The sequence below is a fragment of the Crenobacter cavernae genome (genome assembly GCF_003355495.1).
Taxonomy (GTDB): domain Bacteria; phylum Pseudomonadota; class Gammaproteobacteria; order Burkholderiales; family Chromobacteriaceae; genus Crenobacter; species Crenobacter cavernae.
The window spans coordinates 483,376-498,216 of the sequence record NZ_CP031337.1; the positions used below are offsets into that span (position 1 = coordinate 483,376).

Genomic DNA, 14,841 nt, shown 5'->3' on the forward strand with positions numbered 1-14,841 from the left:
TTCTTGGGTGACGATCGTCTCTCGTCGCAGTCACAACACTCTTAAAGTGTCTCAAATGATAGGATCAAGCCTCACGAGCAATTAGTATCGGTTAGCTTCACGCCTCACAGCGCTTCCACACCCGACCTATCAACGTCCTGGTCTCGAACGACTCTTCAGGGAGGTCAAGCCTCCAGGGAAGTCTCATCTTCAGGCGAGTTTCCCGCTTAGATGCTTTCAGCGGTTATCTCTTCCGAACTTAGCTACCCGGCGATGCCACTGGCGTGACAACCGGTACACCAGAGGTTCGTCCACTCCGGTCCTCTCGTACTAGGAGCAGCCCCCGTCAAACTTCCAACGCCCACTGCAGATAGGGACCAAACTGTCTCACGACGTTTTAAACCCAGCTCACGTACCACTTTAAATGGCGAACAGCCATACCCTTGGGACCGGCTACAGCCCCAGGATGTGATGAGCCGACATCGAGGTGCCAAACTCCGCCGTCGATGTGAACTCTTGGGCGGAATCAGCCTGTTATCCCCGGAGTACCTTTTATCCGTTGAGCGATGGCCCTTCCATACAGAACCACCGGATCACTATGTCCTGCTTTCGCACCTGCTCGACTTGTCGGTCTCGCAGTTAAGCTACCTTATGCCATTGCACTATCAGCACGATTTCCGACCGTACCTAGGTAACCTTCGAACTCCTCCGTTACACTTTGGGAGGAGACCGCCCCAGTCAAACTGCCTACCATGCACTGTCCCCGATCCGGATCACGGACCAAGGTTAGAACCTCAAACACACCAGGGTGGTATTTCAAGGATGGCTCCACGCAAACTGGCGTCTGCGCTTCATAGCCTCCCACCTATCCTACACAAGTCTGTTCAAAGTCCAATGCAAAGCTACAGTAAAGGTTCACGGGGTCTTTCCGTCTAGCAGCGGGTAGATTGCATCTTCACAAACACTTCAACTTCGCTGAGTCTCAGGAGGAGACAGTGTGGCCATCGTTACGCCATTCGTGCGGGTCGGAACTTACCCGACAAGGAATTTCGCTACCTTAGGACCGTTATAGTTACGGCCGCCGTTTACTGGGGCTTCGATCCAGAGCTTGCACCCCTTCACTTAACCTTCCAGCACCGGGCAGGCGTCACACCGTATACGTCCACTTTCGTGTTGGCACAGTGCTGTGTTTTTAATAAACAGTCGCAGCCACCGATTCTCTGCGACCCCTTCGCGCTTCGTGAGCAAGTCACTACACGCTACAGGGGCATACCTTCTCCCGAAGTTACGGTATCAATTTGCCGAGTTCCTTCTCCTGAGTTCTCTCAAGCGCCTTAGAATTCTCATCCTGCCCACCTGTGTCGGTTTGCGGTACGGTTCTCGTATAGCTGAAGCTTAGTGGCTTTTCCTGGAAGCGTGGTATCAGTCACTTCAGGTCCGTAGACCCTCGTTATCACGTCTCGGCCTTAAGGAGAGGCGGATTTGCCTACCTCTCCAGCCTACCGGCTTGAACGACCTATTCCAACAGGCCGCTGACCTAACCTTCTCCGTCCCCACATCGCACTATACGAAAGTACGGGAATTTTAACCCGTTTCCCATCGACTACGCTTTTCAGCCTCGCCTTAGGGGCCGACTCACCCTACGCCGATGAACGTTGCGTAGGAAACCTTGGGCTTTCGGCGAGCGGGCTTTTCACCCGCTTTATCGCTACTCATGTCAGCATTCGCACTTCTGATACCTCCAGCAGCCTTTACAAGCCACCTTCACAGGCCTACAGAACGCTCCCCTACCATCTAGACGACACTGACGACGTCTAGATCCGCAGCTTCGGTTATCAGTTTGAGCCCCGTTACATCTTCCGCGCAGGACGACTCGACTAGTGAGCTATTACGCTTTCTTTAAATGATGGCTGCTTCTAAGCCAACATCCTAGCTGTCTAGGCCTTCCCACCTCGTTTACCACTTAACTGATCATTTGGGACCTTAGCTGGCGGTCTGGGTTGTTTCCCTCTTGACGATGGACGTTAGCACCCACCGTCTGTCTCCCATGCTCGCACTTTCCGGTATTCTTAGTTTGCCATGGTTTGGTAAGTCGCAATGACCCCCTAGCCATAACAGTGCTTTACCCCCGGAAGTGATACATGAGGCACTACCTAAATAGTTTTCGGGGAGAACCAGCTATCTCCGAGTTTGTTTAGCCTTTCACCCCTATCCACAGCTCATCCCCTAATTTTGCAACATTAGTGGGTTCGGACCTCCAGTGCGTGTTACCGCACCTTCATCCTGGCCATGGATAGATCACTCGGTTTCGGGTCTACGCCCAGCAACTGAATCGCCCTATTCGGACTCGGTTTCCCTACGCCTCCCCTATTCGGTTAAGCTTGCTACTGAACGTAAGTCGCTGACCCATTATACAAAAGGTACGCAGTCACCCCATTTTTCAAGGGCTCCCACTGTTTGTATGCATCCGGTTTCAGGATCTATTTCACTCCCCTCCCGGGGTTCTTTTCGCCTTTCCCTCACGGTACTGGTTCACTATCGGTCGATCACGAGTATTTAGCCTTGGAGGATGGTCCCCCCATCTTCAGACAGGATTTCGCGTGTCCCGCCCTACTTCTCGTACGCTTAGTACCAGTAAACTGTTTTCGGATACGGGGCTATCACCCACTATGGCGGCTCTTTCCAGGGCCTTCTCCTAACACTCTACTTATCACGTACTGGCTGTTCCGCATTCGCTCGCCACTACTAACGGAATCTCGGTTGATTTCTTTTCCTCCGGCTACTTAGATGTTTCAGTTCGCCGGGTTCGCTCCCTCTGCCCTATGTGTTCAGGCAGCGGTGACTCTTTCGAGCCGGGTTTCCCCATTCGGATATCGCGGGATCATAGCTCTATTGCCAGCTCCCCCGCGCTTTTCGCAGGCTTACACGTCCTTCATCGCCTGTGATCGCCAAGGCATCCACCAGATGCACTTAGTCGCTTGACCCTATCATTTCAGACACCTTACGATTTCTGAACTAATCGGTTGTGTTTGCGACGCGGCATGCTCCCCTTTTCAAAGAACACGCCGTTGATACAATCATCTACCCAAGTTGGCACTTCATCCGGCAAGGAATTAACCACGCCGTTTGTCGCGCCGCTTTGATTGATTTCGGCTTACAGTTTGTTAAAGATCGATGCGTTAATCACGCAAACGAAAGCTCACGCCAACCAGAATCCTCTGGCCATGCGCTTTCGTTTGCGGAATGATGGTGGAGGCAGACGGGATCGAACCGACGACCCCCTGCTTGCAAAGCAGGTGCTCTCCCAACTGAGCTATGCCCCCAACTAGAACTGGTGGGTCTGGTTGGACTCGAACCAACGACCCCCGCGTTATCAACACGGTGCTCTAACCAGCTGAGCTACAAACCCAGTTGCTACGCATCTTTAAGAACAACCGATAGGTTGTGAATTCCTGGCCTCAGCTATCTCTAGAAAGGAGGTGATCCAGCCGCAGGTTCCCCTACGGCTACCTTGTTACGACTTCACCCCAGTCATGAAGCATACCGTGGTAAGCGGCCTCCCGAAGGTTAGCCTACCCACTTCTGGTATCCCCCACTCCCATGGTGTGACGGGCGGTGTGTACAAGGCCCGGGAACGTATTCACCGCAGTATGCTGACCTGCGATTACTAGCGATTCCGACTTCATGCAGGCGAGTTGCAGCCTGCAATCCGGACTACGATCGGCTTTATGAGATTGGCTCCACCTCGCGGCTTGGCGACCCTCTGTACCGACCATTGTATGACGTGTGAAGCCCTAGCCATAAGGGCCATGAGGACTTGACGTCATCCCCACCTTCCTCCGGTTTGTCACCGGCAGTCTCGTTAAAGTGCCCAACTGAATGATGGCAATTAACGACAAGGGTTGCGCTCGTTGCGGGACTTAACCCAACATCTCACGACACGAGCTGACGACAGCCATGCAGCACCTGTGTCCCGGCTCCCTTGCGGGCACCCCCACCTTTCAGCAGGGTTCCGAGCATGTCAAGGCTAGGTAAGGTTCTTCGCGTTGCATCGAATTAATCCACATCATCCACCGCTTGTGCGGGCCCCCGTCAATTCCTTTGAGTTTTAACCTTGCGGCCGTACTCCCCAGGCGGTCGACTTCACGCGTTAGCTGCGTTACCAGGGATTTCAACCCCCAACAACTAGTCGACATCGTTTAGGGCGTGGACTACCAGGGTATCTAATCCTGTTTGCTCCCCACGCTTTCGTGCATGAGCGTCAGTGTCATCCCAGGGGGCTGCCTTCGCCATCGGTGTTCCTCCGCATCTCTACGCATTTCACTGCTACACGCGGAATTCCACCCCCCTCTGACGCACTCTAGCCGTGCAGTCTCCAATGCCGTTCCCAGGTTGAGCCCGGGGCTTTCACATCAGACTTACACAACCGCCTGCGCACGCTTTACGCCCAGTAATTCCGATTAACGCTTGCACCCTACGTATTACCGCGGCTGCTGGCACGTAGTTAGCCGGTGCTTATTCTTCAGGTACTGTCATCCCACACACGTATTAGGTGTGCGGATTTCCTCCCCGACAAAAGTCCTTTACAACCCGAAGGCCTTCTTCAGACACGCGGCATGGCTGGATCAGGCTTGCGCCCATTGTCCAAAATTCCCCACTGCTGCCTCCCGTAGGAGTCTGGGCCGTGTCTCAGTCCCAGTGTGGCGGATCATCCTCTCAGACCCGCTACTGATCGTCGCCTTGGTGGGCTCTTACCCCACCAACTAGCTAATCAGACGTCGGCCGCTCGAATAACGTGAGGCCGTTGCCGGTCCCCCACTTTCCCCCTCAGGGCGTATGCGGTATTAGCACTCCTTTCGAAGCGTTATCCCCCATTACTCGGTACGTTCCGACGCATTACTCACCCGTTCGCCACTCGTCAGCATCCCGAAGGACCTGCTACCGTTCGACTTGCATGTGTAAAGCATGCCGCCAGCGTTCAATCTGAGCCAGGATCAAACTCTTCAGTTCAAACCTAAGCTTATCGTACTTTCTGGTCCGCAAGGCTTGCGATCCGAAGATCGCTTGTCTTGCTGGTGCCAGTTTCTCGCCTCGGCCAGAAACTCACACCTATCGGTTGTTCATGTTCTTAAAGAGCGGCGCCGCTTTCGCTTCGTTGGTTGCGTCTGCAGCAGAGGAGGCGAACTATACCCAGCCCCGCCCAGACCGTCAACACCCGGAAACGGAAAAACTTCAATTTCCTGGCAGTTCTTAAAAACATAGACAGTAATACGTTGTTTTAAAACATATTACCCATATAGGGTAATTAATCGCTCCCACCAACACACCTCGGCCAACCTTATTCCCGCCGTTTGCAGAGCCCTGCCCTATTCCTGTCAAACCATCGGAATAAGCAGATAGCCGCCGCTCGAACGGCCTAACGTCGTCACCGCTACGCCCCGGCCCAGCTTGACCGAGCAGCGCGCTCGGTCAAGCTTTGAACACTCCTGCAACGCAAAACGCCCACCAAACGGTGGGCGTCGCTTGTCTCTCTCTATAGAACAGCGCCGCAAGGATCAGAGCACGTAGCGGGCGAGATCCTCGCGCTCGGCCAGCACTTCGAGCTTGCTATCGACGTAGGCACCGTCGATTTCCACTTTGCAGGTGCAGTTAAAACCAGCTTGCGGCAAGAACAGAAACGAAAAACGCCGGCATCACGAAGATGCCGGCGTTTTTATTCTGGTGGGCCCGGAGGGGCTCGAACCCTCGACCAAAGGATTATGAGTCCTCTGCTCTAACCGACTGAGCTACAGGCCCGAGGGTAGGCATGATAGCAGATTATTGCTTATTGGTTGCCCGGTTCGTTGTCGAGGAAGCTGCGCAGCCGTTCGGAACGAGTCGGATGACGCAGCTTGCGCAGCGCCTTGGCCTCGATCTGACGGATACGTTCACGGGTCACGTCAAACTGCTTGCCGACTTCTTCCAGAGTGTGGTCGGTATTCATATCGATACCGAAGCGCATGCGCAGTACCTTGGCTTCGCGTGGCGTCAGCGTTTCGAGCACTTCCTTGGTCGCCTCGCGCAGCGACGCATACATTGCCGCCTCGGACGGCGCCACGGTCACCGAGTCCTCGATGAAGTCGCCAAGGTGGGAGTCGTCGTCGTCGCCGATCGGCGTTTCCATCGAGATCGGCTCCTTGGAGATTTTCATGATCTTGCGGATCTTCTCCTCAGGCATCTCCATCTTCTCGGCCAACTCGGCCGGATCGGGCTCGCGTCCGGATTCCTGCAGGATCTGGCGGCTGATCCGGTTCATCTTATTGATCGTCTCGATCATGTGCACCGGAATACGGATGGTGCGCGCCTGGTCGGCGATCGAGCGGGTGATCGCCTGACGGATCCACCATGTCGCATAGGTCGAGAACTTGTAACCGCGACGGTATTCGAACTTGTCGACCGCCTTCATCAGGCCGATGTTGCCTTCCTGGATCAGGTCGAGGAACTGCAGGCCACGGTTGGTGTATTTCTTCGCGATCGAGATCACCAAGCGCAGGTTGGCCTCGATCATTTCCTTCTTCGCGCGACGAGCCTTGGATTCGCCCATCGACATCTGACGGTTGATCTCTTTCAGCTCCTTGATCGAGAGACGGGTACGATCCTGCATCTCGTCGATCTTGGTCTGCTTCTCGATGATCGCGTGCTTGAAGCGCGACAGCGCGTCGCTCCACGGCCGGCCGGCGTCGATCTCGCGCACCACCCAGGCGGTATCGATCTCGTGCCCCGGGAAGCTCGAGATGAAGTGATTGCGGTCCATGCGCACACGCGTCACGCAGATGTCCTGGATCGTGCGCTCGTAGCGGCGCACCTCCTCGACTTGCGAGCGCAGGCTTTCGCACAGACTTTCGATCTGCCGCGTCGAGAAACGCACCTTCATGAATTCGGCGGTGATCGCTTCTTGCAGTTCGACATACTGCTTGTGACCGGTGCCGTGCTTTTCCAGCACTGCGAGCAACTGATCGAACAGTGCGCGCACGCCGGCGAAGTGCTCGAGCACCTGGCGCTTGAGTTCTTGGAGGTTCGCGTTGTTAGCGGCCTCGGCGGCGGCTTCGTCGTCCTCGGCCTCTTCCTCGGCTTCCTCTTCGGGCAGCTCTTCCTCGACGGCCGGCTCGGCGAACTCGGCTTCCGGCACCGAGTCGGCGTCAGGGTCGATCAGCCCGTCGATCACCTCGTCGACGCGGATCTCTTCGTTCTCGATCCGCTCGACCAGCGCCAGCACGCCGGAAATGATCCCCGGACAGGCCGAGATGGCCTGGATCATGTTCTTCAGGCCTTCCTCGATGCGCTTGGCGATCTCGATCTCGCCCTCGCGGGTGAGGAGCTCGACCGTGCCCATCTCGCGCATATACATGCGCACCGGGTCGGTGGTGCGACCGAAGTCGGCGTCGGCCGCCGACAGCGCCGCCTCGGCCTCTTCGACCGCGTCCTCGTCGGCGACGGTCGGCGTCGCGTCCGACATCAAGAGCGCCTCGGCATCGGGGGCTTCTTCGCACACCTGGATGCCCAGACCGGCGATCATCGTGACGATGTTCTCGATCTGTTCTGCGTCCGACACGTCTTCGGGAAGATGGTCGTTGATTTCGGCGAAGGTAAGATACCCACGCTCTTTGCCCAAGGCGATCAGCTGACGCAAACGACGTCGCTGCTCTTCCAGGCTCATTTCGGGAGCTTGGTCCTTGTCTTGCGAATCCTTGTTGTGCTCGGGGGAAGCCGCCATTTCGATTCCTGCTCGAAAAAAAGCCGAAAAAACACTCAATTATACCACAAAATCAGCTGCCTGCCGGGCCGCCGGCTTGGGCGCGGCTCAGCAACAGTGCCCAGAGCAATCGCTTCTCTTCCGGGCTTAGACCTTCGTGTTGACTCTTCAGTTTTAACTCATCTAGCTGCGCATCGTTCAACGCGCGCCACAGCCTTGCCACGCCTTCGCGAAACCCTTCGCGGTCGGCCTCATCCGGCTCGGCGAACTCGCTCGCTTCCTTGAGCGCGTGATTCAGGATGCTGTCGATCAACGCGTGGTAAGGCGTGTCGCGTAGGCTCTCCACCAGCTGCCCGGTCGACGGGGCAATCTCGTAGCCCTGCAGCCTCTCTGCCAGCATCGCGAAACACGCCGCCTCATCGGTGAACGGCACGCTGTCGGGAATCGCGACGTCGACCGCCCAGGTCGGGTTCATCAGCAACCAGCGGATCTGGCGCCGCACGATGGGCGTCACATCGCGCCGCTGCGATTTCTCCGGCAGCTTGTACTCGCGCCGGCCACGCGGCGCCTCCGGGCGGCCTTGCCCGGTCAAGAGGTCGAGTTCGTCGAGCGTGACGCCGGCGAGCTCGGCCAACCTTTTCTTCACGATCAACCCGAGCGCCGGCGCGGCGATCTGCGCCAGGAGCGGCGATGCGAGCTTGACCAGGTGGGCGCGCCCCTCGGGCGATTCCATGTCGACGCGGCGCGTCAGTTCCTGCGTGAAATACACCGACAGCGGCAGACTATCGGCCAGCAATCTTTCCTCGAAGCGTTCGGCGCCGAATTCGCGCACGAAGCTGTCGGGGTCGTGCTCGGTCGGCAGAAACAGGAAGTGCAGCGCCTTGCCGTCGACGAGGAAAGGCAGGCTGTTTTCCAGCGCCCGCCACGCCGCCTTCTGTCCGGCCGCGTCGCCGTCGAAGCAGAAATAGACGTCGTCGGCGTGTCTAAGCAGCTTGCGCACATGCTCGCCGGTCGTCGCGGTGCCGAGCGTCGCCACCACGTAGCCGACGCCGTACTGCGCCAGCGCGACCACGTCCATATAGCCTTCGACGACCAGTACGCGGTTCTTATCGCGGATCGCCTGGCGCGCCTCGTACAGGCCGTAGAGTTCGCGCCCTTTTTCGAAAAGCGGCGTCTCGGGCGAGTTCAGGTACTTGGGCTCGCCCTTGCCGAGCACGCGCCCGCCGAAGCCGATGATCGCGCCGCGCTGGTTGCGGATCGGGAACATCACCCGCTCGCGGAAGCGGTCGTAGCGCTTACCCTCGTCGTTCGCGATCACTAGGCCGACCTCTTCGAGGCGAGCGTCCTGGTAGTCGGTAAAGACCTCGGCCAAGCCTTGCCAGCCGGCTGGCGCGTAGCCGAGGCCGAAGCGTGCGGCGACCTCGCCGGTCAGACCGCGCCCCTTGAGGTAGGTGATTGCGACCGGTGCGGTTTTCAACTGCTGACGGTAGAACTGCGCGGCACGGTCGAGCAGGTCCTCGAGACTGACCGCACGCTCGCGCGCGGCGCGCGTCGCCTCGGGGTTGGCCGAGCGCACCTCGGGCACCGGCATGCTCATCTGCTCGGCCAACATCCGCACCGATTCGACGAAGCTCAGCCCCTGGTACTCCATCACGAAGCCGATCGCCGAGCCGTGCGCGCCGCAACCGAAGCAGTGATAGAACTGCTTCGAAGGACTCACGGTAAATGAGGGCGATTTTTCCTTGTGGAAGGGGCAGCAGGCCAGATAGTTCTGGCCGGCCTTTTTCAGCGGGACGTAACGGTCCACCACGTCGACGATGTCGACGCGGGACAACAGCTGGTCGATGAAATCCTGCGGAATCATCCGCGCGGCTTAACCGGCAAGACGGGCCTTGATCGCCGCAGAGACCTTGCCCATGTCGGCGCGACCAGCCATCTGCGGCTTCACCAGCGCCATCACCTTACCCATGTCGGCGACGCCAGCGGCACCGCTCTCGGCGACCGCAGCGTCGATCAGCGCGGCGATCTCTTGTTCGCTCAGGGGTTGCGGCAGGTAAGCGGCCAGGACTTCCATCTCGGCGCGCTCTTTGTCGGCCAGATCCTGGCGACCGCCCGACTCATACTGCGTGACCGAATCGCGGCGCTGCTTCTGCATCTTGTCGATCACCGCCACGATGCCGACGTCGTCGAGCTCGACCCGTTCGTCGACCTCCTTCTGCTTGATCGCGGCCATCAGAAGGCGAATGGTCGACAGGCGTGCGCCGTCCTTGGCCTTCATGGCGGCTTTCATGTCGTCGCTGATGCGGGTCTTGAGACTCATGGACGTCTTTCTCGATACGGGTCGGAAGGAAGGGGGCGGGCGCGAGAGCGCCCTTGCACAAAAGCCAAGACCGCAGGACGGTGCCTGCGGTCTTGGATTCACGCCTGACGCGAAGTTCTTAGTAGAGCTTCGGCGGCAGCATCTGGCTGCGCAGGCGCTTGAAGTGGCGCTTCACGGCGGCAGCGGCTTTGCGCTTACGCTCGGTGGTCGGCTTCTCGTAGAACTCACGGGCGCGCAGCTCGGTCAGCAGACCGGTTTTTTCCACGGCGCGCTTGAAGCGACGCATGGCGACTTCAAACGGCTCGTTCTCTTTGACGCGAATGTTCGGCATTGGCAAAAATCCTTAAATTTCTGTAGAGCTTTGAACTCTAAAAGCAATATTCTAGCAAGTTGTGCAGGAATAGAAAACCCTGCAACCGAATTGGCAAGCCAACTGTGCGGTTTGCGCATCAGGACTTACGCGAAGAAATCACCCCCTCGCTCGGCGAACTGGGTGTCGCACTGTAAAAACGTTTAGGCATCCGGCCGGCCAGATAGGCTTCACGCCCGGCCTCGACCCCCAATTTCATCGCGCGCGCCATCCGTATTGGGTCCCGGGCGGCGGCGATCGCGGTATTCATCAGCACACCATCGCAACCGAGCTCCATCGCGATTGCCGCATCGGACGCGGTGCCCACGCCGGCGTCGACCAGCACCGGCACCTTGCTCTGCTCGATGATCAGTTGCAGATTCCACGGGTTGAGAATCCCCATCCCGGAGCCGATCAGGCTCGCCAGCGGCATGATCGCGCAGCAGCCGATCGCCTCGAGTTCCTTCGCGATGATCGGATCGTCCGAGGTGTACACCATCACGTCGAAGCCCTCGCCGACCAGCACTTCGGCGGCCTTCAGCGTTTCCTTGACGTTCGGATAGAGGTTCTGCGGGTCGCCCAGCACCTCGAGCTTCACGAGGCGATGGTCGTCCAGCAGCTCGCGCGCCAGGCGCAGCGTGCGGATCGCGTCGTCGGCAGTGTAGCAGCCGGCGCTGTTCGGCAGCAGCGTGTAGCGCCCCTTGGGCAACGCGCTCAACAGGCTAGGCGAATTCGGGTCCTGCCCGAGGTTCACGCGGCGGATCGCCACGGTGACGATCTCGCAGCCGGACGCGTCGAGCGCCCGCGCAGTTTCGTCGAAATCCTTGTATTTGCCGGTTCCCACCAGCAGTCGCGAACCGTATTCGCGGCCCGCGATCACGAGTTTGTCGTCCACCCGTTGACTCCTTCCTTCGGTTCTGTCTCTTAGTCCCGCGCGCCAGATTTATCGTTATGTTCGCGCGCGATCGCCTTCAGCCGCCGCCGACCGCGACCACCATTTCCAGACGGTCGCCCTCGGCCAACGTTTGCTCGCCGTGGCGGCTGCGCGGCACGATCTCGCCGTTGCGCTCGATGGCGATGCGCTGACCGGCAAGGCCGAGCGCGTCGACGAGGTCGAGCACCGAGGACACGCCTTCAAACTGCCGCGCCTCGCCGTTCACAAAAATGTTCAGCATGTCATCTCCGCTCCACCCGCTGGACGAAAGGCACCTGGCTGACCGCTGCGAGCACTTGCTCGAGGTGCTGCAAGCCCTCCACCAGCAGGCGGAAATGAATATGGATGTAGCCGTCGCCGCTGTGCGTGTCCTGCGTATCGACCGACTCGATGTTGGCCGAGGCGTTCGAGATCGCCGCGGCGATCTCGGCCAGCGATCCGCGCTCGTTGCGCGCGACCACGCTGACATTGACGCCGAACATACGCTCCTTCTGCGCTTCCCACGTCACTTCGAGCAGTTTCTCGGCGTCGACCTTGCGCACGTTGGCGCAGTTGCTGCGATGGATGACCAGACCCTGCCCCTTGGTCATCACACCGACGATCTCGTCGCCCGGAATCGGGTGACAGCAGCTCGACAGGTGTACCGCGCCGCTCTCGTTGCCCCGGATAGTGACCGGGCCGACGCGCACCGCTTCGCCGAGCCGTTCGCCGGCCAGCTCGATCAGCCGTCGCGCGGCGACCACCGGCAACAGCCTGCCGACGCCGATATCGTTCAGCACGTCGGCAAACGCACCGCCACCACCGTGAGCCTGCAGATACGCGGCGCGCAGCGCGTCGCTCAGCGCCAGCGGCGGCGACGACAGCGCGGCGAGCGCCTGCTTGAGCAGGCGTTCGCCCAGCTGGGTCGCTTCGGTCTTCTGCAGACCCTTCAAATAATTGCGGATGCTGGAACGCGCGCGCCCGCTCACGACGAAGTTCAGCCAGGACGGGTTCGGCTTGGTCTGCGTCGCGGTGATGATTTCGATCGTGTCGCCATTGCGCAGCACCGTTCTCAACGGCACCAGCATGTGGTTGACGCGCGCGGCGATGCAGCGGTGGCCAACGTCAGTGTGCACCGCGTAGGCGAAGTCGACCGGCGTCGCGCCCTGCGGCAGCACCATGATCTTGCCCTTCGGGGTGAACACGTATACCTCGTCGGGAAACAGGTCGATCTTGATGTGCTCGAGGAACTCGATCGCATCGTCGCTCTCGGCCTGGATGTCGAGGATGTTCTGCAGCCACTGGTGCGTGCGCTGCTTGGCCTCGTCGAGCGAACCGTCGCCGCTCTTGTACATCCAGTGCGATGCGACGCCGACCTCGGCCACGCCGTTCATCTCGCGCGTGCGGATCTGCATCTCGACCGGCGTCCCGTAGGGACCGAACAGCGTCGTGTGCAGGCTCTGGTAGCCGTTGCCCTTCGGGATCGCGATGTAGTCCTTGAACTTGCCGGGAATCGGCTTGTACAGGCTGTGCAGCGCGCCCATCGCCAGATAGCAGCTCGGCACGTCGTTGACGATCACGCGGAAGCCGTAGATGTCGAGCACCTCGGAAAACGACAGGTGCTTCTCCTGCATCTTCTTGTAGATGCTGTAGAGGTTCTTCTCACGCCCCTTGATCATCGCCTCGATATTGCACTCGACCAGCTTCTGGCTGAGCGCGCGCAGGATCTTGCTGACCACCTCGCGCCGGTTGCCGCGCGCCGCGCGCACCGCCTTAGACAACACGTGATAGCGGTGCGGGTGCAGGTGCTTGAACGCCAGATCTTGCAGTTCGCGGTAGATCTTGTTCAGGCCGATGCGGTTGGCGATCGGCGCGTAGATCTCGAGCGTTTCGAGCGCGATGCGTTTGCGCTTATCTTCGCGCATCGCGTCGAGCGTGCGCATATTGTGCAGGCGGTCGGCCAGCTTCACGAGGATGACGCGGATGTCGCGCGCCATCGCCAGCACCATCTTGCGGAAGTTCTCCGCCTGCGCCGCCTCCTTGGTCTCGTACTCGAGCCGCTCCAGCTTGGAGAGGCCGTCGACTAGGTCGGCGATGGTCTTGCCGAACTCGCCGATCAGCGTCGGCTTGGTGACGCCGGTGTCTTCCAGCGTGTCGTGCAACAGCGCGGCGGAGAGACCCTGCGCGTCCAGCCGCCACTCGACCAGCAAGGTCGCGACCGCCAGCGGATGCGTGATATACGGCTCGCCGCTCTTGCGCGTCTGCCCCTCGTGCGCCTCTCGGCTGACCACGAAGGCGCGCCGCAGCATCGCGACGTCCTCCGGCTTCAGATAACGCCCGGCCGCGCCGAAGAAGGCTTCGGCGTCGGCGTCGATCCGCGCATTGTAGTCGATGACGGAGGGCGAGACTTCGAGCGTCATATCAGCGAAGGTGGCGTGCCTGCGATCAGGCCTTGCCGCGACTGAGGAGTTCCTTGCCCACGTGACCGGCAGAAATTTCGCGCAGCGCCACGACGGTCGGCTTGTGACGGCCAGCCTCGACGAAAGAAGTGGCACCGGACGCCAGTTGGCGCGCACGATAGGCGGCGGCCAGCGTCAGGTCGAAACGGTTTTCAATACGGTCCAGGCAGTCGTCAACGGTAATACGGGCCATTGTCATTCCTTGAGGTGGGTTCGGCGCTACGCGCAGAAAACTATATAAAAAACGGCGTCGCCACCAACGCCCCTACGCAGGACTCTTCATGGTGGCGATCAGCGCGGAGTGGCGCGCCAGTTGCTTGACGGCACGCAGACGCTCGGCGCGGATGATGCTGATCAGATCCTGCTTCGCGACCTCGATGTCGTCGTTGACGAGCACGTACTCGAAGCTGCCGACGTGATCGATCTCCGAGCGAACCACCGCGAGGCGGCGTTCGATCACTTCATGGCTGTCGGTCGCGCGGCCGCGCAGCCTCGCTTCGAGCTCTTCGATCGAAGGCGGCAGGATGAAGATGCTGATCGCCTCGGGGAAGGCTTTGCGCACCTGCTCGGCGCCCTGCCAGTCGATTTCCAGCAGGATGTCATCCCACTCGGCCAACCTTTCGCGGATCCAGTTCGAACTGGTTCCGTAGTACTGGCCGTAGACCTCGGCGTACTCGAGGAACTCGCCGCCTTCGAGGCGGGCGAGAAACGTCTCGCGATCGACGAAGTGGTAGTGCACCCCGCCCTCCTCGCCCTCTCGCGGCGCGCGCGTCGTGTAGGAGACCGACAGTTTGACGCCCGGTTCGGCGGCGAGCAAAGCGGCAACCAGCGTGGTTTTACCGGCCCCGGACGGTGCCGTGACTATGTAGATATTACCGCCAGCCTTTGCCATGGTCGTCGCGAAAGTCTGTGAAAATTAATTTTTCAGAATACCACAACAAGACCCTTCGAATAAGCCGGCAGTTCAAATTTGCCTCGTAAGCTACTGTTAAAGCCCATGTTTATTCCAAAAACATAAACACCGCCAGGCAAGCAATACAAGTATCGGCCTGCGGCAAAAAGGCGAACCCGCACGATTCCAGCTGGGAC

Annotated in this window: 9 protein-coding genes, 3 tRNA genes and 2 rRNA genes; all 14 read right to left on the minus strand. The window is 59.4% G+C overall.

The genetic code is table 11. The features are described 5' to 3' along the window. Positions 1-60: 60 nt before the first annotated feature. Positions 61-2,963: ribosomal RNA gene (locus DWG20_RS02280) — 23S ribosomal RNA — on the minus strand. A gap of 263 nt (positions 2,964-3,226) precedes the next feature. Further along, positions 3,227-3,302 (minus strand) — tRNA-Ala (locus tag DWG20_RS02285). 9 nt (positions 3,303-3,311) lie between these two features. Then, positions 3,312-3,388: transfer RNA gene (locus tag DWG20_RS02290), tRNA-Ile, on the minus strand. 63 nt (positions 3,389-3,451) lie between these two features. Next, positions 3,452-4,989 (minus strand): 16S ribosomal RNA (locus DWG20_RS02295). Together the 16S and 23S rRNA genes with 2 tRNA genes alongside form the textbook arrangement of a ribosomal RNA operon. A gap of 709 nt (positions 4,990-5,698) precedes the next feature. Further along, positions 5,699-5,775, minus strand: a tRNA-Ile gene (locus tag DWG20_RS02300). 28 nt (positions 5,776-5,803) lie between these two features. Further along, positions 5,804-7,732, minus strand: a complete 1,929-nt coding sequence (rpoD, locus tag DWG20_RS02305) for an RNA polymerase sigma factor RpoD (RefSeq protein WP_115432234.1) — start codon at positions 7,730-7,732, stop codon at positions 5,804-5,806. 52 nt (positions 7,733-7,784) lie between these two features. After that, positions 7,785-9,575 carry a DNA primase gene (gene dnaG, locus DWG20_RS02310; RefSeq protein WP_115432235.1) on the minus strand — a complete coding sequence of 597 codons (1,791 nt, stop codon included), beginning with the start codon at positions 9,573-9,575 and terminating at the stop codon, positions 7,785-7,787. 9 nt (positions 9,576-9,584) lie between these two features. After that, positions 9,585-10,031: a GatB/YqeY domain-containing protein gene (locus DWG20_RS02315; RefSeq protein WP_115432236.1), complete on the minus strand. Its 447-nt coding sequence runs from the start codon at positions 10,029-10,031 to the stop codon at positions 9,585-9,587. 118 nt (positions 10,032-10,149) lie between these two features. Further along, positions 10,150-10,362: a 30S ribosomal protein S21 gene (gene rpsU / locus DWG20_RS02320; RefSeq protein WP_115432237.1), complete on the minus strand. Its 213-nt coding sequence runs from the start codon at positions 10,360-10,362 to the stop codon at positions 10,150-10,152. A 118-nt stretch (positions 10,363-10,480) separates the two neighbouring features. Next, complete coding sequence (locus DWG20_RS02325; RefSeq protein ID WP_115432238.1) at positions 10,481-11,275, minus strand: thiazole synthase; 795 nt, start codon at positions 11,273-11,275, stop codon at positions 10,481-10,483. Between the two features lie 76 nt (positions 11,276-11,351). Next, positions 11,352-11,555, minus strand: coding sequence for a sulfur carrier protein ThiS (thiS, locus tag DWG20_RS02330; RefSeq protein ID WP_205694444.1), 204 nt, complete (start codon positions 11,553-11,555; stop codon positions 11,352-11,354). A 1-nt stretch (position 11,556) separates the two neighbouring features. Then, positions 11,557-13,713, minus strand: coding sequence for a RelA/SpoT family protein (locus DWG20_RS02335; protein ID WP_115432239.1), 2,157 nt, complete (start codon positions 13,711-13,713; stop codon positions 11,557-11,559). Between the two features lie 25 nt (positions 13,714-13,738). Further along, positions 13,739-13,945: a DNA-directed RNA polymerase subunit omega gene (gene rpoZ, locus DWG20_RS02340; RefSeq protein WP_115432240.1), complete on the minus strand. Its 207-nt coding sequence runs from the start codon at positions 13,943-13,945 to the stop codon at positions 13,739-13,741. Positions 13,946-14,017: 72 nt separating this feature from the next. Continuing rightward, positions 14,018-14,644, minus strand: coding sequence for a guanylate kinase (gmk, locus tag DWG20_RS02345; protein ID WP_115432241.1), 627 nt, complete (start codon positions 14,642-14,644; stop codon positions 14,018-14,020). Positions 14,645-14,841 lie beyond the last annotated feature (197 nt).

Coding starts and splice junctions, on each gene's coding strand:
- rpoD (WP_115432234.1), bottom strand. CDS start 7,732: ATGGCGGCTTCCCCCGAGCACAACAAGGATTCGCAAGACAAGGACCAA.
- dnaG (WP_115432235.1), bottom strand. CDS start 9,575: ATGATTCCGCAGGATTTCATCGACCAGCTGTTGTCCCGCGTCGACATC.
- DWG20_RS02315 (WP_115432236.1), bottom strand. CDS start 10,031: ATGAGTCTCAAGACCCGCATCAGCGACGACATGAAAGCCGCCATGAAG.
- rpsU (WP_115432237.1), bottom strand. CDS start 10,362: ATGCCGAACATTCGCGTCAAAGAGAACGAGCCGTTTGAAGTCGCCATG.
- thiS (WP_205694444.1), bottom strand. CDS start 11,555: ATGCTGAACATTTTTGTGAACGGCGAGGCGCGGCAGTTTGAAGGCGTG.
- DWG20_RS02335 (WP_115432239.1), bottom strand. CDS start 13,713: ATGACGCTCGAAGTCTCGCCCTCCGTCATCGACTACAATGCGCGGATC.
- rpoZ (WP_115432240.1), bottom strand. CDS start 13,945: ATGGCCCGTATTACCGTTGACGACTGCCTGGACCGTATTGAAAACCGT.
- gmk (WP_115432241.1), bottom strand. CDS start 14,644: ATGGCAAAGGCTGGCGGTAATATCTACATAGTCACGGCACCGTCCGGG.